Below are 21,225 nucleotides of genomic sequence, written 5' to 3' on the forward strand. Positions count from 1 at the left end.
GAAGCCCCTGCGCGCGCGCCGACGCGATGCCAGGCAGAGCTGCTATGCGGCTGCGCGCATAGCCGTTAGGACCAAGGTCGTATTGCGCGCGCGCCGCGCCGGTCAGGCATACAGCGCGCGCGGATGGTCTTCCAGGATCCGGCGCGCCAGCGCGGCATCGCCCGCCCAGTCGCGGAAGGTCGCAAGCAGCGCGCCGGTGTCCGGCGCCGGTTCCACGCGCAGATGCGGCCAGTCGCTGCCCCACAGCATGCGGTCCGCGCGCGCGTGCTGCAGCGCCTGCTGGAAGGCACGGCCTCGCTCGGGCTGCGGCTTGCGCAGCAGGTTGCGGTACATGCACAGCTTGATCCAGGTGTTGCCGCCTTCCAACAAGGACAGCAGCGCGCGGAACGCCGGCGCGTCGACGCCGGCCTCCAGGTCGAAGCCGCCCGCGTGGTCGATCACCAGGGGCACGGGCAGTTCGCGCAGCGTGCCGGTGACGCCGGACAGCGCCGCGGTGTCGCTCCACAGTTCGGCATGCAGGCCCGCCGCGGCCAGCGCCGGCGCCAGCCGCTTCAGATCCTCCAGCGTGGCCGCGCCGGGGAAGTCGCCGCCGCTGCGGTGGCTGAAGCGCAAGGCCCGCACGCCGCGCTCGCGCAGCCCGCGCAGGTCCATACCATCCTGCACGCGCGCCACGGCCACCCCGCGCAGCTGCGGAAAGCGGTCCAGTGCGTCGAACAGCGCGGAAAAGTCCCGGCCGTAGGCGCTGGGATGGATCAGCACGCCATGCTGCAGGTCCAGCGCCTGCAGCAGCGCCAGGTACTGCTCGACGCTGGCCTGCGGGGGCGAATGCACGCTGGTGTCGGCCAGCGGAAAGCGCGCATACGGGCCGAAGACATGCGCATGGCAGTCCCAGCCGCTCACAAGCCGTTGCGCTGCGGCAGGTCGAAGGCCGGCGCGACGCCCTCCGGCAAGGGGATCTCGTGGGTGTTCAGCGTCATCGCCACCATCGTGTAATAGCCGACCAGCGCGGTGAGCTCGACCACGGCCTTCTCGCCCAGTAGGGCCAGCGCCCGCGCGTAGGTCGCATCGCTGACCGAGTTGGCGGCGTTGAGCTCGCGGGCGAAGCAGACGATGGCGTGCTCGGTCTCGTCCAGCCCCGCGGGGATCTGCTGCGCCAGCAGCGCCTCGAGGATCTCCGCGGACAGGCCGGCCTTCTCGCCCTCCAGCCGATGCGCGTGCCACTCGAACGGCGAGTTGCAGGCCCGGCCGGTGACCAGGATGGCCAGCTCGCTCTGGCGCGGCGTCAGGGACGTGTCGTAACGCAGCAGTTCGCCCAGGGCCGACCAGCGCGCCGCCAGCTCCGCGTTATGCAGCGCGGCACGCAGCGGGCCCTGGATCCTGCCGCGCTTGCCGTTGACGATGCGGTCGTGGACCGCGCGCTGGTCGGCATCCATGTGGGCAGGATCGGGCAGGGTGATGCGGGGCATGGCAACTCCGGTTCGAACGCAGGACGGCGCGCATCGGACGCGCGATCGGTCGTTATAGGGTGGGGCGACGGGGCGCGCTACGCGTCCGCCGGCATGTCTGCTATGCGTCGGGGGTCGGGGCGAAGGCGCGCTGCCACAGGCCTTCGGCGGCCAGCGACTGGAACGCGTGATCGATCTCGCTGGCCACGGCCGAGACCGCGCGGGCCGGCCCCTTGGAGCGGCTCAGCGCCATGGAGACGATCCGCTGCATGGGCGGATCCACCAGGCGCGCGGCCTGCAGCACGCCGTCGGCCAGTTCCTTCCACACCGCGTGGATGGGCAGCACCGTGTAGACGCCGTCGCCGGCGGAGAGCGATTTCTGCAGCGGCAGCGAGTCCGCCTCGATCGCCGGCGAGAGCCCGATATGGCAGCTGCGCGCCAGCGCATCCAGCGCTGTGCGCAAGCCGTTGGGCGCGCTGGGGACCACCAGGGGCAGCTGGTCGAGACGGGTGAACGGCACGGTCTCGGCGGCGGTCAGCGCATCGCCGCGTCGGCCGATCAGATAGCTGTCGACCACGGCCAGGGACTGCTCGCCTTCCGGCAGCGAGGTGCCATAGCGGTACAGGACGGCGATATCGACGCGGGCATCGGCCAGCCACTCCTCGACCTGGCCGCCGGAGCCTTCCAGGATCTTGAGCATGACCGCGGGATAACGCGTGCGCAGGGTCGAGAACAGGCGGCCGGTCACCGCCTGCGAGATCGACGGCAGCATGCCGATCGTGACCCGGCCGGTCGGCTCCAGCGCTTCGCCGCGGATGTCGCGCTCGAGCTGCGCCGCGTCGGCCAGCAGCGCCTTGACCTGCGGGAACAGGCGTTCGCCCAGCTCGGACAGCTGCACGCCGCGCCCGGTGCGATTGAACAGCCGCGCGCCGCAATCGCGCTCCAGCGCGTTGATCTGGCGGCTGAGCACCGACTGGTTGGTGTCCAGGAACAGCGCCGCGCGCGTGACGCTGCCCAGCTCGCCGATCGCCACGAACGCGCGCCAGCGCCCCAGATCGGTCACCAGATCGAGCGAAAGATTGGTGACCTTGGGTGTGGGCATGACGGAACGGCGGGCGCGCTGGATCAGGTGAACGAGGGTAGCAAACCGCCCGATGGCCAACGGCGCCAAATGCCTCCCGACGCGCCCTTCGACTAAAGGATAAGGGCCGCTGCGACGCCTTGAATCCCCTGGAAACCTCGCGTTTGCGGGCGATCGGCAGGGCCGCTGCGAGCCATCGCATTCGCGCCATAGCTGGATTGACCGTCGACGGCGTGCGCCCGAAAAAACACCGTGCCTAGACTCCGCCCCATCGACGCCTGCAGCGCAACGCAGGTCCACACCATCGAGGAGGAGGGCCTCATGTCCAGCCAGGACGCGCGCCAGGCGATCGCCTGCGACACGCGACAGGTGCCGGTGCCAAGACCGGTCCACTAACACCGTCCGGCCGCGTCAGGCCGGTCATCCGATTGAAGTCCGTCGTGCCGTCGTCCCCGGGATGCGGCGCACAGGCGTCGTGCGGCCGCGTCCGGCCCGGCGCCTGCAATACCGGGAGGGATTGCCTGATGAAGCGCTCGTGGGTGCGTGTTCTGTTCTGTCTGGCCTTGCCGGCCACCGTGGGCGCCGCCGAGGCGGCAGGTGCGCGTGCGCATCGCCAGCTGAGCTGCGGCGATGCCAGCATCGACGTGGTGGTGGAAGGCCAGGGGCCGACCATCGTGCTGCTGCCGTCGCTGGGCCGCGATTCGCTGGATTACGACCCGATCGCCGAGGGCCTGGCCGCCAAGGGCTACCAGGTGCTGCGCCCGCAGCCGCGCGGGCTGGGCGAGAGCCGCGGGCCGATGGAAGGCATCACGCTGGCGGATCTGGCCGACGATGTGGCCTGCGCGATCGACCAGGCCGGCAAGGCGCCGGCGATCGTCGTCGGGCATGCCTACGGCAACTGGGTGGCGCGCATGCTCGCCGCACGGCATCCGCAGTCCGTGCGCGGTGTGGTGGTCGCGGCCGCGGCGGCCAAGACCTATCCCAAGTCCCTGTCGGCCAGCATCATCCGTATCGCCGATCCCAGGACCTCGCGCGAGGATCGGCTGAAGGAGCTGCAGGCGACCTTCTTCGCGCCGGGCAACGATGCCTCGGTGTGGCTGGACGGCTGGCACCCCGAGGTGCGCACCAGCCAGCGCAACGCCAGCGATGCCACGCCCAAGGCGTTGTGGTGGAGCGCGGGCGGCAAGGTGCCACTGCTGGACCTGCAGGCCGAATCCGATCCCTTCATGCCGGCCGATCGCCGCCAGGAGCTGCGCGAGGAACTGGGCCCGCGCGTCAGCGTGGTCACCATTCCCGGCGCCAGCCATGCCCTGCTGCCAGAGCAGCCGCAGCAGGTGGTCGAGGCCATCGCCCGCTGGTCGGCCGGCCTGCGTTGAGCCGGCGCGCGCCCGTTCCGCGCTTCATCCATCCAGCGTGCCGCCGCAGGCGGCCTCGCTCCCGCTTCTCGCATCCACTCCTGGGAGGGAACTCGATGCCTGTCCGCAACACCTCGCCGCGTCCGCGCCGCCATCGCATCGCCGTCGGCGCCTGCCTGATGGCCATGGTCGGCAGCGGCCATGCCGCCACCTTCGGCAACGAAGACGCCAACATCGAGTTCTTCGGCAACCTGTATCCGCAGTACCAGTGGACCTCGTTCGGTCAGCACACCGCGGTTGGCAGCCAGGTCAGCACGCTGACCACCAAGTCCAACACCAGCACGACCCTGCGCAGCGTCACCGACAAGCCGGATGCCGACCGGGTCAACTGGTCGCAGTCGTTCTTCGCCATGCGCGGACACTACCGCTTCAACCCGGACTGGGACGTCGGCTTCCGCCTGGACGAGCAGGTCACCGAGCCCTACGACAACAGCGAGTACTTCAACCGCAGCCGCGATGCGTACGTCTACGTGGCGCATCGCGTCCTGGGGACCTTCACCGGCGGACGCATCAACAGCATCCTGTCCAACTGGGGTGATCCGGTGCGCATGCTCGGCGTGAGCGAAAGCAATTTCGTGTCGACCTCCGCGCTGCTCGGCGGCGCGGCCTTCGGCACGGGCAGTCGCGCAGGGACGACGACGTGGGTCACCCGCGCCAGCCATGGCTACAAGTGGGAGAGCGCCAAGTGGAACGGCTTCTCCCTCGGGACCAGCTACATGCCGCACCGGGACGGCCCGGACTACGGCCGCCCTCGCCGCGCCTACTCCTACGGCATCCGCTGGGAGCAGGGGCCCTGGTACGCCGCGCTGCAATACGAGCGGCATACCAACCATCTGGTGATCAGTGGTGTGCCGACCACCACGCCGGCGGCCACTTCGATCACCAACCAGGGCGGCGGTTCGCAGGACCGCAACCTGCGCCTCAGCGCCGCCTACCAGGCCAAGCGCGTCAAGCTGGGCGTGGACCTCTCGCGCGTGCAGTACGCCGAAGACCCGACCGCGGCCTACGGCAAGTTCAAGTCCTACACCGTGCCGACCTGGAAGGTCAGCGCGGAATGGCAGGCCACGCCGAAGCTGACCCTGGCGGCCAACTACATCCACGCCGGCGCCGGCCACTGCGTGCTGTCGGGCGCGGCGCCATGCAGCAGCTACGGGCTGGGCGCGCAGGCCTACAACGTCGGCGTGCAGTACAGCCTGTTCAAGTACACCTCGCTGGTCGCCCTGGCCGGTCGCATCGACAACGGCGTCTCGTCCAGCTACGGCTCGCCGGTGCGCGCGCCGGTGGGCGCCACGGTCGACAACCTGGCCCTGGGCCTGCACGTCAAGTATTGAATGCCTGCCCGCAGCCTCCTCCTAACGCAGCGCGTCGCCGCCGGCCAGTCTGGCGGGGCGCGGCGCCGCCTGACACCCTGATGCGAGATTTCCGATGAGTTCCCAGGTGCAACCCTCTTCCGCTACCGGCGTGGCCGCGCCCTCGCCGGCCGATGCCACCTACCGCAAGATCAAGTGGCGCATCCTGCCGTTGATCATGCTGTGCTACACCGTGGCGCTGATCGACCGCAACGTGATCGGCTTCGCCCGCCTGGACTTCATGCACCAGCTGGGCTTCAACGAGGTCATGTACGGCATCGGCACCGGCATGTTCTTCATCGGCTACTTCGTGTTCGAGGTGCCCAGCAACCTGTGGCTGCAGAAGATCGGCGTGCGCCTGACGTTCCTGCGCATCATGATCCTGTGGGGGCTGGCCTGCGCGGCATTCGCGATGATGCGCTCGCCGACCGAGTTCTATCTCTATCGCTTCCTGCTGGGCGCGGCCGAGGCGGGCTTCTTCCCGGGCGTGCTGCTGTACATCACCTTCTGGATCCCCAAGGCGCGCCGCGCCAGCGTCACCGCGCTGTTCATGGCCGCGCTGCCGATCGCCGGCATGCTGGGCGGACCGCTGGCGGGCACGATCATGCGGCTGTTCGACGGTGCGCTTGGCCTGCACGGCTGGCAGTGGCTGTTCATCGTCGAAGGCCTGCCGGCCTGCGTGCTGGGCGTGGTCGTCTACTACTTTTTGGACAACAAGCCGGCCGACGCCAAGTGGCTGACGGCTCCGGAGAAGGCGCTGGTCCAGGCCGACGTGGACCGTGACAGCGCCGCCTCGCCGGGCCAGCACCACTCGCTGTGGCAGGCCTTCGGCGACAAGCGCGTCTACATCCTGTCCTTCGTCGCGCTGGCGGTCTTCAGTGGTGCGGCGGCCAATGCGTACTGGATCCCGACCATCATCAAGAACTCGGGCATCAAGGACGTGCTGCACGTCGGCCTGCTGTCCTCGATCCCCTTCCTGGCCGGCCTGGTCACCCAGTTCCTGGTGGCGCGCCACTCGGACAAGGTCGGCGAGCGCCGCTGGCACGTGGCCCTGTGCCTGGGCACGGCCGCCGCCGCCTGGCTGGTACTGGGCACGACCCACCTGACCACCGCACCGGCGATCGCGCTGCTGACCGTGTGCACCGCCGCCACCCTGGGCGCGACCGGACCGTTCTGGACCCTGCCGGGCAGCACCTTCTCCGGCCCCAAGGCGGCGGGCAGCATCGCGCTGGTCACCACGCTGGCCGGCCTGGGCAACGTGTTCGTGCCGATGATCGTCGGCGTGCTGATCGACAAGACCGGGACCCTGGCCGCGTCGCAGCTGGCCTACGGCACGCTGCTGCTGGCCGGCGCCATCACCATCGTGGCCGCCACGCGCGCGCCGGCCCGGCCCTGACTTCCCCCTCGCTTCACGGAGTTCCCATGCAGGACGTTTTCATCTGCGATGCCGTGCGCACGCCCATCGGCCGCTATGGCGGTGGCCTGGCGCCGGTGCGTACCGACGATCTGGCCGCGCTTCCGCTGCGCGCGCTGATGCAGCGCAATCCCGGCGTGGACTGGTCGGGCCTGGACGAGGTCTTCATGGGCTGCGCCAACCAGGCGGGTGAGGACAATCGCAACGTCGCGCGCATGGCGCTGCTGCTGGCCGGCCTGCCCCAGGAGGCGCCAGGCGTCACGCTCAACCGCCTGTGCGCGTCCGGCATGGAAGCGGTGGGCGCGGCGTACCGGGCCATCGCCTTGGGCGAGATGGAGCTGGCGATCGCGGCGGGTGCCGAGTCGATGTCGCGCGCGCCATTCGTGATGGGCAAGGCAGGCAGCGCGTTCGGCCGCGATCAGAAGCTGGAAGACACCACCATGGGCTGGCGCTTCGTCAATCCGCAGCTCAAGGCGCTGTACGGCGTGGACACCATGCCGCAGACCGGCGACAACGTGGCGGCCGACGCGGGCGTGTCGCGCGAGGACCAGGATGCCCTGGCCCTGCGCAGCCAGCAGCGCGCCGCGCGGGCGCAGGCTGCGGGCTACTTCGCCGAGGAGATCGTCCCGGTGCGCATCCCCGGGCGCAAAGGCGAGACGGTGGTCGATACCGACGAGCATCCGCGCCCGCAGACCGATGCGGCGACTCTTGCCGCCCTCAAGCCGGTGAATCCGGGTGGCACGGTCACGGCCGGCAACGCATCGGGCATCAACGACGGCGCCGCGGCGATGATCGTGGCCTCGGCCGACGCCGTGCAGCGCCACGGCCTGACGCCGCGCGCACGCGTGCTGGGGATGGCCAGTGGCGGCGTCGCGCCGCGCGTGATGGGCCTCGGCCCGGTGCCGGCGGTGCGCAAGCTGCTGACGCGGTTGCAGCGCCCGCTGCAGGCCTTCGACGTGATCGAACTCAACGAAGCCTTCGCCGCCCAGGCGCTGGCGGTGACCCGCGCGCTCGGCCTGGCCGACGACGACGCCCGCGTGAACCCGAACGGCGGCGCCATCGCCCTGGGCCATCCGCTGGGCATGAGCGGCACCCGCCTGGTACAGACCGCCGTGCACCAGTTGCATGTCGGCGGCGTCAGGCTGGGCCTGGCCACGATGTGCGTCGGTGTCGGCCAGGGGCTGGCGATCGCGGTGGAAAGGGTCTGACGCTGCGCGGTCCGTGCGGCGCCGTGTTCGCCGTCGCGCGGCCAGCCTCTAGCCGGCGAGGGCCTGGCGACACGCCTCCGGCCTGGCGGAGAAGCGCGCGGCGTTCAACTCGATGCGCTGGAGCCTCACCATCTCCCGCCCGAGGGGCCTGAAACGCAGGCGATGCTGGCCGGACGCGTCCTGGGCCACGAGCGTGATCTCGACCTGTGGGTCGGCCGGGTTTCCGCCGGATTGCGAGAGCAACTTCATCCCATCCCGCAGTCCCGCGGCATAGGCCATGGAGGCAGGGTCGAGCCCGGTGATGACGTCGCCCTGCCGCGTCGTCGCCTCGGTGTCCCAGCCTCTGTCGAACACCGGCGTGTCGACGGAGACCACGCGGGCGCATTCGCCAAAAGCGTCTTCCGGCAGCAGCACGGGCGCTGCGTGGTCGACGTACCTGGAGATCTCCGGCCGCAGGTCCAGCCCGGCGTGGGCGGCCGCCGCGACCAGCGCGTCCTGCAGCGCAAGCGCGGGATCGGCCTGCGCGCGCCTGCGTTGGTCCTGGAGTACATCGTCGAGGCTCGTGCGCCCGCCGGAGCGCTGACGCAAGCGGCGATCCCAGACCGCAGCCAGCAGCGCGCCGCGCTGGTACGGCATCATGCGGGCGCGCTCGTCCTTCCAGAAGCGATCGGCGACGACGGCATTGGGCGAGGTGCGATACGGCGAGCGGGCGTAGTGGGTGAGGACGTCGTTCCACTCCTCGACGAACCGCTCCGGCGAAAGCAGCCCCGCCCGCAGCATCAGCCTGCGCGCGAAGAAGTCGGTGAACCCCTCGCTGATCCAGTACGTCCGGGCCTCGGTCGCGTCTTCGGTATGCCCCAGCTGCCTGGGATTCCAGCTATGGAAGTATTCGTGCGCAAGGAACCAGGCCAGATCCGGCAGCGGTGTGTCCTGTCCGATCCAGGTGGCAAAGGCATCGCCCAGGCCCGTCCCGCTGAATCCCGTCTGCTTCGGCTCCGAAGCCAGGGGGATGGCCGTGATCAGGAAGGGGCCTGCCTGGTCGTCGCCCCAGAACGCGCGCTCGGACGCAATGACCTTCCCCGCAAGGCGGGCGAAGGCCGCCATATCGAAACCGAAACGGCCGATGGAGGCCACGCGCAGCGGCTCACCGCCCACCCGCATGGTCGAGACCCGCAGGCCGCGGCCGCCGATGGCCACGCTTTCCCGGATGTCCTTGCCCGTGCGCGGTTGGTGCATCAACCCTTGCAGGTGCTGCGCGTCCGAAGCGAAGCCGATGCCGTGCGGACCGCGCCAGGTGAACGTCGCCGGCAGGTCCTCGCGTCCGGCGGGCTGGGCATAGAGCGAGAACCCGACCGCGTAGAACCAGTCGGGACGCACGATCGGATCCGGCTGCCTGCTGTTCGAGACAGCGGGAGCGGCCTGATGGGCCGACAAGATCCGATAGCGCATCACCAGCGGCGCGCCGGGCGCCGAGTCCACGATGCGTCCCCCGTGTGGCGCCACCGCGGTGCGCCGCGCACCTTCGACTGAAATATCGCGCGCCCACTGGCCCAGATGCTCCTCGCCCCCCCATTGCTCGGCCCAGTCGATCACGGTCCGCCCGGAGGGGTCGGCCTGCAGCCGGATGGTCACATCGAGCGCGGTGATCCGGCCGTCATCGGTCTCGGCGCTGAGCTCGTAGCGCGTCGAAGCATCAAGCCGTGGTTGGCCGGAAACCAGCGACAGCAGCGTCAGCGCCCCTGCAAGTGCATGGCTCGGCATCACTTCGATCCTCCATTGCGGCGCGCGAGATCGCCCGGCTGGAAGTCTCTTACGCAGGCCACGTGCCAACCGTCGGCGTCCGTGGTGCGGCGTGTTCTGGATGCAGGGTGTCCGACCGGACAGCGTCGCGTGTCCGGTCGGACGCGGGAGGGTGAGCGACGGCCCGTGCCCAAAGTCAGGGCGGAACTCAACGCACCTGGGTGGAACGACCCGGACGCCGGACAACAAAAGCCCCCGATCGCTCGAGGGCTTTGGGCGGCTCCGTCATGATCCGGAACGAGTGCTGGCGCGCCTGGAGGGATTCGAACCCCCGACCAATGGCTTCGGAAGCCACTACTCTATCCGGCTGAGCTACAGGCGCATGGTGCAACAACACGCCGCGGCGGGCCGACGGCGGCGCGCATTATCCCTGAAAACATCGGCCGACGCGAACTTGCCGCCAGCCGCGCCAGCCAATGGCGCGTCGCCGCGTGCGTCCGATGCAGCCGGGCGGGACCGCCGCACCCGCGCAACGCGCCCCGGGTGCTGTGCAGGCCGCTCGCGGCGGATCTCAGTACGCCTGCGCGCGATGCCAGCGCCAGGCGCTGCCGATCATGGCGTCCAACGTGGCGTGCCGCGGCTGCCAGCCGAGCACCGTGCGCGCCCTGTCCCCGGAGGCCACCAGCATCGCCGGATCGCCCGCGCGGCGGGGCGCGAGCGTGTAGTCGATCTGGCGCCCGCTGATCGCGCGCGCGGCCTGCAGCACCTGCAGCACGCTGAAGCCCTGGCCGTTGCCCAGGTTGAACGCATGCGCGCCGGGCGCCCGCTCCATCAGCGTCAGCGCGCGCAGGTGCGCGTCGGCCAGATCCAGCACATGGACGTAGTCGCGCACGCAGGTGCCGTCGGCCGTGTCGTAATCGTCGCCGAAAATCTGCAGCGCCGGCCCGCGGCCCAGCGCCGCGCGCAAGGTGTTGGGGATCAGATGCGTCTCGCGGGCATGCGATTCGCCGATGCCTTCCTCGGCCGCGGCGCCGGCCGCGTTGAAGTAGCGCAGGCACACCGAGCGCAGCCCGTAGGCGCGCGCGGCGTCGGCCAGCATGCGCTCGACCATCAGCTTGCTGGCGCCGTAGGGGCTGATCGGGGCGCAAGGATGGGCCTCGTCGATCCGTGCGCCCTGCGGATGGCCGAAGATCGCCGCGCTCGAGGAGAACACCAGCCGCTCCACCCCGTGCCGGCGCATCGCCTGCAGCAGGTTGAGCGTGCCGACCACGTTGTTCTCGTAGTACGCGTACGGATCGCGCACCGACGCGTCCACCAGCGAGTGCGCGCAGAAATGCATCACCGCGTCGACCGGGCGCTCGAAGGCCGCGTCCAGCGTCCGCGGCTGCAGCAGGTCGGCCTCGACCAGCCGCCCCCAGCGCACCGCCGCGCGGTGGCCGGTGCTGAGGTTGTCCAGAACGGTGACCTCATGGCCCGCACGCGCCAGCGCCAGCGCGGCGTGCGCACCGATGTAGCCGGCTCCTCCACAGACCAGAACGTGCATGCGATCGAGTTTTCCTGGGGTGTGGGCGGTAATGGGGGCATCGGGGGGGCGCGCAGCGCGCCCTGCGGGGGACTAACGCCAGTTGTGGCCGGAAGCGGCAATGCGGCGCGGGGCGGCGTGGGGAAGGCCTCTCGCCGCCATGGGCCGAAGGGCTGCTCCCGCCTGTAGAGCGGAGCTTGCTCCGCTGGGGCTTTCCCGCGGACCGGGCCAAGAGCAGCGGAGTCCCCAAAAGGGGATTGCCACAAGCTCCGCTCTACAAGAGGGCGCGACGTGATCGGAGGAGACAGTGGCTCCCCCGCGAGGCCGACGAAGAGAGGCAGGCGACGACTTCGGGCGAGCGCACGCCGCCGTGGTGGCTTGCGCGGGCCTGCTACCCTTTTGCGATGGCTTACGAACGATTCGACGCGCCGCCGGCGCCGCGGCCCGGGCGGCTGGCGGAATACTGGAAGCTGGTCCGTGGCGACCGGCCGATCGGGGCGCTGCTGCTGCTGTGGCCGACCTGGTGGGCGCTATGGCTGGCCGCGGGCGGGCTGCCGCCCTGGTGGACGCTGCTGGTGTTCACCGCCGGGGTCTGGCTGACGCGCTCGGCCGGGTGCGTGATCAACGACTACGCCGACCGCTGGCTGGACCCGCAGGTCGAGCGCACCCGCGAGCGGCCGCTGGCCGCCGGGCGGGTCAGCGGCCGCGAGGCGCTGTGGGTATTTGCGGTGCTGATGCTGGTGGCCTTCGGCCTGGTGCTGACCATGAACCGGCTGACCATCGGCCTGAGCGTGGTGGCCGCCTTCCTGGCCGCCAGCTACCCCTATCTCAAGCGCTATACCTACCTGCCGCAGGTCTATCTGGGGCTGGCGTTCGGCTTCGGCATCCCGATGGCTTTCGCCGCGGTGCAGGGTACGGTGCCGGCGCTGGGCTGGCTGCTGTACGCGGCCAACATCCTGTGGGCCACCGCCTACGACACCTGGTATGCCATGGTCGACCGCGAGGACGACCTGCGCGCCGGGTCCAAGTCCACCGCCATCCTGTTCGGCGATCTGGACCTGGTGATCCAGGGGCTGCTCTACGCGCTGGTGTTCGTGGCGCTGGCGCTGGTCGGGCGGCAGGCGGCGCTGGGCTGGCCGTACTGGCTTGGCCTGGGCGTGGCCGTCGCGCTGGTGGCCTACGAGTTCTGGCTGTGCCGGCACCGCGAGCGCGGGCCGTGCTTCCGCGCCTTCCTGCACAACAACTGGGTCGGCGCGGCGGTGTTCGCCGGGATCGCGGTGTCGCTGGCGCTCAAGGCCTGACGCGCCGCGGCCGGGCGGCCGTCGCCTAGACCATCGTCCAGCAGACCGCGCCGGGCCGGGGCTTGGACAATGCCGGTCGGGGATCGGATGACGAGGGCAGGCTCATGGCGGCGAACGAAGGCGAGGCCCGGCAGGGCGTGATGGCCCGCGCGGCACTGCGCAGCGCGGCCTGGGCCGAGAAGTGGTTCCCCGATGCCTACGTGTTCGCGGTGCTGGGCGTGATCCTGGTGGCCATCGCCGCGATGCTCGCCGGCGCCACGCCCAAGGCCACGGCCGAGGCCTTCGGTGGGGGCTTCTGGAGCCTGATCCCCTTCACCATGCAGATGGCCTTCGTGGTCATCGGCGGCTACGCGGTGGCGACCGCGCCGATCGTGGCGCGCTTCATCGACCAGCTGGCCCGGGTGCCGCGCAGCGGCCGCGGGGCGATCGTGTACGTGGGCCTGGTGAGCATGTTGGCCTCGCTGCTGAGCTGGGGCTTCTCGCTGGTGTTCGGCGGCCTGCTGGTGCGCGCGCTGGCCAGGCGCAGCGAGCTGAAGATGGATTACCGCGCCGCCGGCGCCGCCGCCTACCTCGGACTGGGCGCGGTGTGGGCGATGGGCCTGAGCTCCTCGGCCGCGCAGCTGCAGGCCAATCCGGCCTCGATGCCGCCCGGCCTGCTGGAGATCACCGGCGTGCTGCCCTTCACCGAGACGATCTTCCTGTGGCAGTCGATCGTGCTGACCGCGGTGCTGATCGGGGTCTCGCTGCTGATCTGCTGGGTCACCGCGCCGCAGGGCCGGGCCGCGCGTACCGCGGCCGATTTCCCCGAGGCGGCGCAGAGCGAGCCGGACAAGGCGCTGCCGCCGCGCGCGCGTCCGGGCGAATGGCTCGAATACAGCCCGCTGCTGACCGTGCTGCTGTCGCTGCTGGCCTTCGGCTGGCTGGCCGGCGAGTCCGCCTCCAAGCCGGTGGTCACCGCGATCGCCAGCCTGAACACCTACAACTTCCTGTTCCTCTCCCTGGGCCTGCTGCTGCACTGGCGCCCGCGCAGCTTCCTCAACGCGGTGGCCAAGGCCGTGCCCAGCACCACCGGCGTGCTGATCCAGTTCCCGCTGTATGGGGGCATCGCGATGATCCTCACCGGGGCCAAGGGCGCCGATGGCGACACCCTGGCGCACCATCTGTCGCAGCTGTTCGTGCACGTGGCCACGCAGGACACCTTCCCGGCGGTGATGGGCGTGTACTCGGCCATCCTGGGCTTCTTCGTCCCTTCCGGCGGCGGCAAGTGGCTGATCGAGGCGCCGTATGTGATGCAGGCGGCCAACGAACTGCACGCTCACCTGGGCTGGGCGGTGCAGGTCTACAACGCCGCCGAGGCCCTGCCCAACCTGATCAACCCGTTCTGGATGCTGCCGCTGCTGGGCGTGCTGGGGCTGAAGGCGCGCGACATCGTCGGCTTCACCTTCATCCAGCTGCTGGTGCACATCCCGCTGGTGATCGGCCTGCTGTGGCTGCTCGGCCTCACCCTGCCCTACGTCCCGCCGGTGATGCCGGCCGGTTGAGCGACGGGCTCAGGCCGCCAGGCGATGCCCGCGCAGGCGGAAGGCGACCACCAGCTGCAGCACGCCGTAGACGATCGCGCCGATGCCGAACCACAGCGCCATCGTCAGCAGCCCGGCCGCCGGGTAGACGAAGAACAGCACGCCCAGCAGGATCGACAGCACGCCGCTGAGCACCAGCAGCCACTCGCCGCGGATGTGCTTGCGCACCTGCACGGCGAACACGATGCGCGCCACCCCGGCGATCACCAGCCACACCGCCAGCAGCCACAGCAGCGCGGCGGCCATCTGCGCCGGCTGGGCGATGGCGAGCACGCCGAAGGCGATGGAGATCAGCGCATAGAGCGCCAGCAGCCAGCGCGGCAGCACGTGTTCGCGACTGAAGGCACTGATCAGGCTGACGATGCCATCGGCCAGCGAGAACGCGCCGAAGACCAGCACCAGCGCCAGCACGGTGCCGCCCGGCCAGATCAGCGTGGACACGCCGAACAGCACGGCCACCAGACCGAACAGCAGGAACACCCACCAACTGCGCGAAACCGAAACGGCGGCGAAGGACATCGGCATTCTCCTGACAAGCGGGCGAGGGCAGGATGACACGCGGGCGCGCTGCCGCGGCGGTCTGCCCAGCAGCATAAACCTCTCGCCGTTGCTCCAGCATTCAAGACAGGCCCAATGAGCAGCCGACTCATTCCACCCGTGAGCAGACCCAACCATCGACTCGCGCGACACCGGCGCGCAGCAGGGCGCGCGTCGCGGCGTGCAGGGTGGCGCCGGTGGTCATCACGTCGTCGACCAGGGCCACGTGCGCGGGCAGGGCGGCGCCTGGCCGCACGGTGAAGGCACCGCGCAGATTGCGGCGGCGGGCTTGCGCATCCTGTTCGGACTGGGGGGCGGTGTCGCGGCTGCGCAGCAGCGCGGTGTCCAGGACCGGCAGGTCGAGGCGGCGGCCCACGGCGCGCGCCAGTTCCAGGGCCTGGTCGTAGCCGCGGCGGCGCAGGCGCCGGTCGTGCAGCGGCACCGGCACCAGGGCCTGCGGCCGTGGCGCGCCGGACATGGCCTGGGCCATCAGCGCGGCGAGCAGCCGGCCGGCCGCCAGGTCGCCGTGGAACTTCAGGCGCGGCACCAGCCGGTCCAGCGGCGGGCCATAGACCAGCGCGGCGACGGTGAGGGTCATCGGCGGCGGATGGCGCAGGCAGTGCCCGCAGGTCTGGGCGTGCAGCATCGGCAGCGCGCAGCGGGGGCAGGCGGTGGTATTCCACGGCAGGGCGGCGGCGCAGTCCGCGCACAGGTCCAGCCCGCTCTCGCCGCGCGCGTCGCAGACCAGGCAGCGCGGCGCCAGCAGCGCGCGTCCCAGGCGTTGCAACCACTGTGTCGGGGAAGCCTCCATGCGGATCGTCCAGGGCAGTCCTTGCCGATGCATACGGCGACTTTAGCGCCTGTCGGGCCGCCGGGCGCCATGGCCGGGCCGGCGCTGGCGGATACGCGGCGCCTTTAGGCGGCGTGGCCGGTCATCCGGGTCGCCACCGGCTGGATTACGCTAGCCGGCCGACCCACGCCAGACGCACAGGACGCAGCATGGCCCGCCCCGATCTGCACGACCGCATCGCCGCGCTGCGCAAGCTGCGCGTGGCCCAGGACCGCGTGCGGGTGCGCCGCGCCGTCGGACGCCGCGACGGTGTGCGGGTCGAGGTCGACGGCCGCTGGCTGGTCGAATGCTGTGGCAACGACTACCTGGGCCTGTCGCAGCAGTTCCAAGTGACCAACGCGCTGGCCGAGGCGGCCGCGCGCGAGGGCGCCGGCGCAGGGGCCTCGCCGCTGGCCGGCGGCTATCACGCCGCGCACGCGGCGCTGGAACGCGACGTCGCCGATTGGCTGGAGGCGCCGGCGGCGCTGCTGTTCGGCAATGGATTCCTGGCCAATCTGGCCGTGCAGCAGGCGCTGCTGGGCGAGGAGGGCGATGTCTGCGTGCAGGACCGGCTCAACCACGCCAGCCTGATGGACGCCTCGCGCCTGGCCGGCTGCCGGCTGCGCCGCTATCCGCATGGCGACGCCGAAGGCGCGATCCGCCAGCTGCGCAACGTGCCCGATGGCGCGGCGCTGCTGGCCACCGATGGCGTGTTCGGCATGGACGGCGACGTGGCGCCGCTGCGCGCGCTGGCCCTGGTGGCGCGGGTGCAGAAGGCGCTGTTCTACGTCGCCGATGGGCACGGCGTGGGCGTGCGCGGTCCGGCCGGTCGCGGCAGCGTCGCCGAGGCGCGCCTGACCGTGGAAGACGTCCCGCTGCAGCTGATCAATCTGGACAAGGCGCTGGGCGGCTACGGCGCGCTGGTTGTCGGCGATGCCGCGCTGATCCAGCACCTGGCCGAGACCGCACGGCCCTACAGCCACAGCACCGCGCTGCCGCCGGCGCTGGCCCGCGCCAGCAGCGAGGCGATCCGCCACGCGCGGCGCGACGACTGGCGGCGCGAGCGGCTGGCCGGCCTGATCGATCGCTTCCGCACCAAGGCCGCGGCGGCCGGGCTGGACCTGCTGCGTTCGGACACGCCGATCCAGCCGGTGCTGTGCGGCGCCGACGCGCAGGCGGTGGCCTGGTCGGCGGCGCTTGAAGCGGCCGGCTACTGGGTCAAGCCGATCCGCCCGCCGACCGTGCCCGAAGGCACCGCACGCCTGCGCGTCACGCTGACCGCCCTGCACACGCCCGAAGACATCGACGGCCTGGTCGAGGCATTGGCCCGCACCCGCGCGCCGCAGCTGCAAGAGGCGGCCGGGGTGGCGTGAGCGCTGCGCCTGTCGCCGTGCCGCGCGGGGTCGATGCCCGTTCGCCGTCCGCGCGCGTGGCAGATCGCTTGCAGCCCACACCGCGACCCTCATGACCCTGCACATCGAAACCCACGGCCGCGGCGCGCCCCTGGTGCTGGTGCACGGCTGGGCGCTGCATGGCGGCGTGTTCGCGCCGCTGGTCGAACGCCTGGCCGACCGCTTCGAACTGCACGTGGTCGATCTGCCGGGCCACGGCCTGAGCCGCGACAGCACGGTGCCGCTGGCCCTGGCGGCCACGGTCGCGGCGATCTGCGCCGCCACGCCGCCGGCGGCGTGGCTGGGCTGGTCGCTGGGTGGCCTGTTCGCGCTCAAGGCCGCGGCCAGCTCGGGCCAGGTGCGCGCGCTGGCGATGCTGTCCTCGGTGCCGCGCTTCACCGCCGCGCCGGACTGGCCGCACGCGGTGCCGCCGGCGGTGTTCGCCCAGTTCGGCCGCGACCTGACGCAGGACTATCGCGGCACGCTGGAGCGCTTCATCGCCCTGGACACGCTGGGCAGCGCGCACGGGCAGGCCACGCTGCGCAGCTTGCGCGCCATGCTCTTCGCCCGCGGCGAACCGGCGCCGACCGCGCTGCAGGCCGGCCTGGCGCTGCTCGAACGCAGCGACCTGCGCCACCTGCTGCCGGGCCTGGGCATGCCCTCGCTGTGGATCGCCGGCGCGCGCGACCGGCTGGTGCAGCCGCGCGGCATGGCCGCCGCCACCGGGTTGGCACCGCAGGCCGGCTTCGTGGAGATCGCCGGCGGCGGCCATGCGCCGTTCCTGGCGCACCTGGACGCGGTGGAGGCGGCGTTGGTGCCGTTCCTGGATGGCGCCTTGCGCGGACGGTGAACTGGAGCGTGCCAGCGTCGCGCCTGACGCGGGACGGTGCGCTGGCGGACAATAGGCCCATGCCTCTGTTCGATGTCCGCCATCAGCGCCGCGCCCTGGCGCGCGCCGCCGGCACCTATGCCGATGCCGCCGTCCTCCACCGCGAGGTCGAGCAACGCCTGTTCGAATCGCTCGACTACCTGGACCAGCGCGTGCCGCAGGTCGTGCTGGACCTGGGCAGCGGCCCGGGCAGCGCGGCGGCCAGGCTGCGCAAGCGCTGGCCCAAGGCGCAGGTGGTGGCGCTGGATTTCTCGCTGCCGATGCTGCGCGAGGCGAAGAAGCAGGCCGGCTGGTGGAAGCCGTTCGCGCGGGTGTGCGCCGATGCGCGCGCGCTGCCGCTGGCCGAGGGCAGCGTCGATGTGCTGTTCGCCAACCTGTGCCTGCAGTGGGTCGACGACCTGCCGGCCGCGTTCGCGGGTTTTCGCCGCGTGCTCAAGCCCGGCGGGCTGCTGCTGTGCTCCACCTTCGGCCCGCAGACGCTGATCGAGCTGCGCGAGGCCTTCGCCGGCGATCCGGCGCCGCACGTGAGCCCGTTCCCGCAGATCGCCCAGTTCGGCGATGCGCTGATGATGGCCGGCTTCCGCGATCCGGTGCTGGACCGCGATCTGTTCACCCTGACCTATCCCGATCTGCCGGCCCTGATGCGCGAACTGCGCGCGCTGGGCGCGACCAATGCGCTGGCCCAGCGCCGCGCGACGCTGACCGGCAAGGCGCGGCTGGCGGCCGCCGCGCGCGCCTACGAGGCGATGCGCACGCCGCAGGGCGTGCTGCCCAGCAGCTGGGAAGTCATCTACGCCCACGCCTGGGCGCCGCAGGCCGGCGCGCCGATCCGCGAAAGCGGGCGCGACGTGGCCGCGGTGCCGGTCTCGCGCATCCCCATCCGCCGCCGCGGCGAATGAGCCGCGGCGACGCGCGCCCGCTCAGGGCTGGCCGATCACGACCTCGCTGATCTGCATGACCGGCTCCAGGTCGGTGTAATTGGGGATGTCGCCCAGGATTTCCTGCGCATGCGGCCCGAAGCCCGCGGTGAAGCTGTCCACCGAGTCGCTATAGATGTGGCACATGGCCACGAAGGCCGGATCGCTGCCGGGCAGCCCGCCCGACAGGCCCTTGTCGACCGTGTAGAACAGACAGGCATCGCCCATGCGCGCCTTGAGCAGCGGCATGTGGGTGTTGGCGTAGTAGGCGTGATCGAACCGCGCGCCGGCCACGTAGGGATACATCACGCTGACCTTGATCATTGCAGGCTCCGTTGAACGGACAGGGACGCAGGGGGACGCCAGCATCGCACGCCCGCGTCGATCGCCATGGCACGCCGCAGCAACGGCAAGGGCGCCCGGCACGTCGCTGGCGCCCGGGACGCGTGGAGCGTGCGATCCCGCCGCGGCCTCAGCCGCCGACCTGGGCGATCCAGTCCTGCAGGTTGTAGTAGTTGCTGACCCGCGCGATGCGCTCGTCCTCGATCTCGAAGAAGGCCCCGCCCGGCAGCACATAGGTCTGGCCGGAAGCCTCGGGCAGCCCGGCATCGCTGTGGTGGTAGGTGCCATGCACGACGTACTCGGCCGCCGCGCGCCGGCCATCGGGCGAGACCATCACCACGATGTCGCGCAGCTGCTCGCTGTAACTGGCATCCATGCGCTGCAGGAAGGCGGTGAACGCCTCGCGCCCGATCTCGCGCGCGCCCTGGTTGAGGTCGTGGGCCACATCGTCGGTGAGCAGGGCCAGCATCGCCGCGCGATCGCTGCGGTTGAAGGCCGCGTAATAGGCCAGCACCAACTCGGTGGCGCGGTCCTGGCGCCGGGTACCGTCGATCTTCATGTAAGCCAGTCGCTTCTGTGGGGTGAGGCGGAATGATAACGCCCGGGGGATGGCGGGGCTCGAAGGGGCCGGCCTAGACCGCTTCGAGCACCAGGTCGCGGTGGAAGAAGTACAGCTCCTGCAGGAAGAACTTCCAGCTGGCCCGGACGCTGCGGAAGCGGCTGGTCGGCGTGGCCGAGGCGAGCGCGCTGATGCCTTCCTGGCGCGCCAGCCGCATCGCCCGGGCCATGTGCAGCGGGTCGGAGACGATGATCGCGGTGTGCAGCTGGTGCGCCTGCATCAGGCGCGCGGCCTGCTGCAGGTTCTGGCGCGTGGTGCGCGAGGTGGTCTCGATCAGGATCGCCTGCTCGGGCACGCCGGCCTTGAGCGCATAGCGTCGCCCGACCTGCGATTCGGCGAAGCGCGCCCCGGCCCCGCCGAAGCCGCCGGTGAAGATCAGATGCCCGGCCAGGCCGCGCTGGTACAGGTCGATGCCGTGGCGCAGGCGCTCCTCGAACACGGGCGAAGGCCGCGCGTCGTAGGCCGCCGCGCCCAGCACGATGATCGCGTCGGCCGGCGCGGCCTGGTCGCGCCAGCCCACGCCGATGATGTAGGCCGAGACCCCGACCAGCCACAGCAGCAGCACGCAGACCAGGCGCCACGCCCAGCCCCACAGGCCCCAGCGGCGACGCGTGCGGCTCACACCCTGGACCAGGGCAGCGCGTCCAGGTCGACGTTGCCGCCGGACAGCACCAGGCCCACCCGCTTGCCGGCGAAGGCCTCGCGGTTGGCCAGCACCAGGGCCAGGACGATGGCCGAGGAGGGCTCGACGATCTGCTTGGTCACCTGCCACAGCAGGCGCATGGCGGCGATGGTGTCGGCGTCGGACACGGTGACCACGCGGGCCCGGTGCTGACGCAGCAGGTCGAAATCGGGCGCGCCCAGCGTGCCGCGCAGGCCGTCGCAGACCGTATCGGGGACGAAGTCCAGCTGCAGCGTCCCGGCCGCCAGCGAGCGCGCGGTGTCGGCGGCGCCTTCCGGCTCGGCCAGCCACAGCTGCGCCTCGGGATGGCGCGCGTGCAGGGCAAGCGCCGAACCGGAGGCCAGCCCGCCGCCGCCGACCGGTGTGACCAGCGCATCGAGCGGGCCGGCCTGTTCCAGCAGCTCCAGGGTCGCGGTGCCCTGGCCGGCGATCACGAACGGGTTGGTGTAGGGATGGACCAGATGCGCGCCGGTCTCGGCCTGGATCCGGGCGGCGCCCGCCTCGCGCGCGGGGATGGTCGGCGCGCACAGGTGCAGCACCGCGCCGTTGCGGCGGATCGCGGCCAGCTTGGTCTCGACCGCGTTCTCTGGCACCACCACATGGCAGGGGATGCCGCGCGTGGCCGCGGCCAGCGCCAGGGCGCCGCCGTGGTTGCCCGAGGAATGGGTGACCACCCCGCGCGCGGCCTGCGCATCGTCCAGCGCCCAGACCGCATTGCAGGCGCCGCGGAACTTGAAGGCGCCGGTGCGCTGCAGGTGCTCGGCCTTGAAGAACAGCCGGGCGCCGCTCATGGCGTCGAGGGTGGAGGAGGTCAGCGTCGGGGTGAGGCGCGCATGCGGCGCAATGCGGGCGGCGGCGTCGAGAACGTCGTCGAAATGGGGCAGGTCGGACATGCCCTTAAGCGTACCCGATGCGCTTTTGCCGCCGCACTGCAGCAAGTCACGCGCCTGACAGAATTAATCAC

General features: G+C 71.3%; 21 protein-coding genes and 1 tRNA gene. 10 read left to right on the forward strand and 12 right to left on the reverse strand.

Annotated features, from left to right (window positions below):
• Window positions 1-102 precede the first annotated feature (102 nt).
• The 3 genes from EAT51_RS05010 to EAT51_RS05020 all read right to left on the reverse strand — a co-directional run bounded on the left by EAT51_RS05010 (window position 103) and on the right by EAT51_RS05020 (window position 2,547).
• Entirely contained in the window at window positions 103-900 is a 798-nt protein-coding gene (locus EAT51_RS05010) for an amidohydrolase family protein (RefSeq protein WP_130514690.1), read from the reverse strand.
• Complete coding sequence (locus EAT51_RS05015; protein ID WP_130514692.1) at window positions 897-1,466, reverse strand: carboxymuconolactone decarboxylase family protein; 570 nt, start codon at window positions 1,464-1,466, stop codon at window positions 897-899. Before EAT51_RS05015 ends, EAT51_RS05010 begins: the two co-directional genes overlap by 4 nt.
• 100 nt (window positions 1,467-1,566) lie before the next feature.
• Complete coding sequence (locus EAT51_RS05020) at window positions 1,567-2,547, reverse strand: LysR substrate-binding domain-containing protein (RefSeq protein WP_130514694.1); 981 nt, start codon at window positions 2,545-2,547, stop codon at window positions 1,567-1,569.
• A 231-nt stretch (window positions 2,548-2,778) separates the two neighbouring features.
• On the opposite strand from EAT51_RS05020, the gene EAT51_RS20235 reads away from it, so the two are divergent.
• From EAT51_RS20235 to pcaF, 5 genes are all read left to right on the forward strand, one after another.
• On the forward strand, window positions 2,779-2,922 hold the full coding sequence (locus tag EAT51_RS20235) for a hypothetical protein (protein WP_165422688.1): 144 nt from the start codon (window positions 2,779-2,781) through the stop codon (window positions 2,920-2,922).
• Between the two features lie 128 nt (window positions 2,923-3,050).
• Window positions 3,051-3,902 (forward strand): alpha/beta fold hydrolase, encoded by an 852-nt coding sequence (locus tag EAT51_RS05025; protein ID WP_130514696.1) that lies wholly within the window; start codon window positions 3,051-3,053, stop codon window positions 3,900-3,902.
• Between the two features lie 95 nt (window positions 3,903-3,997).
• Entirely contained in the window at window positions 3,998-5,272 is a 1,275-nt protein-coding gene (locus EAT51_RS05030) for a porin (protein ID WP_130514698.1), read from the forward strand.
• A gap of 94 nt (window positions 5,273-5,366) precedes the next feature.
• A complete protein-coding gene (locus EAT51_RS05035; protein ID WP_130514700.1) occupies window positions 5,367-6,686 on the forward strand; it encodes an MFS transporter in 1,320 nt (439 codons plus the stop codon).
• Window positions 6,687-6,712: 26 nt separating this feature from the next.
• A complete protein-coding gene (gene pcaF / locus EAT51_RS05040; RefSeq protein WP_130514703.1) occupies window positions 6,713-7,912 on the forward strand; it encodes a 3-oxoadipyl-CoA thiolase in 1,200 nt (399 codons plus the stop codon).
• Window positions 7,913-7,960: 48 nt separating this feature from the next.
• Here the strand turns inward: pcaF and EAT51_RS05045 are convergent, their stop codons facing one another.
• From EAT51_RS05045 to galE, 3 genes are all read right to left on the reverse strand, one after another.
• Window positions 7,961-9,673: a M61 family metallopeptidase gene (locus tag EAT51_RS05045; protein ID WP_130514706.1), complete on the reverse strand. Its 1,713-nt coding sequence runs from the start codon at window positions 9,671-9,673 to the stop codon at window positions 7,961-7,963.
• A 284-nt stretch (window positions 9,674-9,957) separates the two neighbouring features.
• A tRNA-Arg gene (locus tag EAT51_RS05050) sits at window positions 9,958-10,034 on the reverse strand.
• A gap of 189 nt (window positions 10,035-10,223) precedes the next feature.
• The gene (gene galE / locus EAT51_RS05055) at window positions 10,224-11,195 is read right to left on the reverse strand and encodes a UDP-glucose 4-epimerase GalE (RefSeq protein ID WP_130514708.1); all 972 of its coding nucleotides are present in this window, start codon (window positions 11,193-11,195) and stop codon (window positions 10,224-10,226) included.
• A 383-nt stretch (window positions 11,196-11,578) separates the two neighbouring features.
• On the opposite strand from galE, the gene ubiA reads away from it, so the two are divergent.
• Both ubiA and EAT51_RS05065 read left to right on the forward strand, forming a co-directional pair.
• Complete coding sequence (gene ubiA / locus EAT51_RS05060; RefSeq protein WP_130514710.1) at window positions 11,579-12,475, forward strand: 4-hydroxybenzoate octaprenyltransferase; 897 nt, start codon at window positions 11,579-11,581, stop codon at window positions 12,473-12,475.
• A 140-nt stretch (window positions 12,476-12,615) separates the two neighbouring features.
• Window positions 12,616-14,016, forward strand: a complete 1,401-nt coding sequence (locus EAT51_RS05065) for a short-chain fatty acid transporter (protein ID WP_130516116.1) — start codon at window positions 12,616-12,618, stop codon at window positions 14,014-14,016.
• A 9-nt stretch (window positions 14,017-14,025) separates the two neighbouring features.
• Here EAT51_RS05065 and EAT51_RS05070 read toward each other — a convergent pair whose 3' ends face one another.
• On the reverse strand, window positions 14,026-14,574 hold the full coding sequence (locus EAT51_RS05070) for an HdeD family acid-resistance protein (protein ID WP_130514713.1): 549 nt from the start codon (window positions 14,572-14,574) through the stop codon (window positions 14,026-14,028).
• 127 nt (window positions 14,575-14,701) lie between these two features.
• Window positions 14,702-15,403, reverse strand: coding sequence for a ComF family protein (locus EAT51_RS05075; RefSeq protein ID WP_130514715.1), 702 nt, complete (start codon window positions 15,401-15,403; stop codon window positions 14,702-14,704).
• 188 nt (window positions 15,404-15,591) lie between these two features.
• Here EAT51_RS05075 and EAT51_RS05080 point away from each other — a divergent pair, with 188 nt between their 5' ends.
• From EAT51_RS05080 to bioC, 3 genes are all read left to right on the forward strand, one after another.
• Window positions 15,592-16,794 carry an 8-amino-7-oxononanoate synthase gene (locus EAT51_RS05080; protein WP_130514717.1) on the forward strand — a complete coding sequence of 401 codons (1,203 nt, stop codon included), beginning with the start codon at window positions 15,592-15,594 and terminating at the stop codon, window positions 16,792-16,794.
• 97 nt (window positions 16,795-16,891) lie between these two features.
• Window positions 16,892-17,662 carry a pimeloyl-ACP methyl ester esterase BioH gene (bioH, locus tag EAT51_RS05085; protein WP_130516117.1) on the forward strand — a complete coding sequence of 257 codons (771 nt, stop codon included), beginning with the start codon at window positions 16,892-16,894 and terminating at the stop codon, window positions 17,660-17,662.
• 59 nt (window positions 17,663-17,721) lie between these two features.
• A complete protein-coding gene (gene bioC / locus EAT51_RS05090) occupies window positions 17,722-18,600 on the forward strand; it encodes a malonyl-ACP O-methyltransferase BioC (protein WP_130514719.1) in 879 nt (292 codons plus the stop codon).
• Window positions 18,601-18,621: 21 nt separating this feature from the next.
• Here bioC and EAT51_RS05095 read toward each other — a convergent pair whose 3' ends face one another.
• The 4 genes from EAT51_RS05095 to EAT51_RS05110 all read right to left on the reverse strand — a co-directional run bounded on the left by EAT51_RS05095 (window position 18,622) and on the right by EAT51_RS05110 (window position 21,154).
• The gene (locus EAT51_RS05095; protein ID WP_130514721.1) at window positions 18,622-18,942 is read right to left on the reverse strand and encodes an EthD family reductase; all 321 of its coding nucleotides are present in this window, start codon (window positions 18,940-18,942) and stop codon (window positions 18,622-18,624) included.
• A gap of 148 nt (window positions 18,943-19,090) precedes the next feature.
• Window positions 19,091-19,519: a ketosteroid isomerase-related protein gene (locus tag EAT51_RS05100; RefSeq protein WP_130514722.1), complete on the reverse strand. Its 429-nt coding sequence runs from the start codon at window positions 19,517-19,519 to the stop codon at window positions 19,091-19,093.
• A gap of 73 nt (window positions 19,520-19,592) precedes the next feature.
• The gene (locus tag EAT51_RS05105) at window positions 19,593-20,213 is read right to left on the reverse strand and encodes a YdcF family protein (RefSeq protein WP_130516119.1); all 621 of its coding nucleotides are present in this window, start codon (window positions 20,211-20,213) and stop codon (window positions 19,593-19,595) included.
• Entirely contained in the window at window positions 20,198-21,154 is a 957-nt protein-coding gene (locus EAT51_RS05110) for a pyridoxal-phosphate dependent enzyme (RefSeq protein WP_130514724.1), read from the reverse strand. The genes EAT51_RS05105 and EAT51_RS05110 overlap by 16 nt, the downstream gene beginning before the upstream one ends.
• Window positions 21,155-21,225: the final 71 nt, after the last annotated feature.

This window comes from Pseudoxanthomonas winnipegensis (genome assembly GCF_004283755.1).
In the GTDB taxonomy this organism is placed as follows: Bacteria; Pseudomonadota; Gammaproteobacteria; order Xanthomonadales; family Xanthomonadaceae; genus Pseudoxanthomonas_A; species Pseudoxanthomonas_A winnipegensis.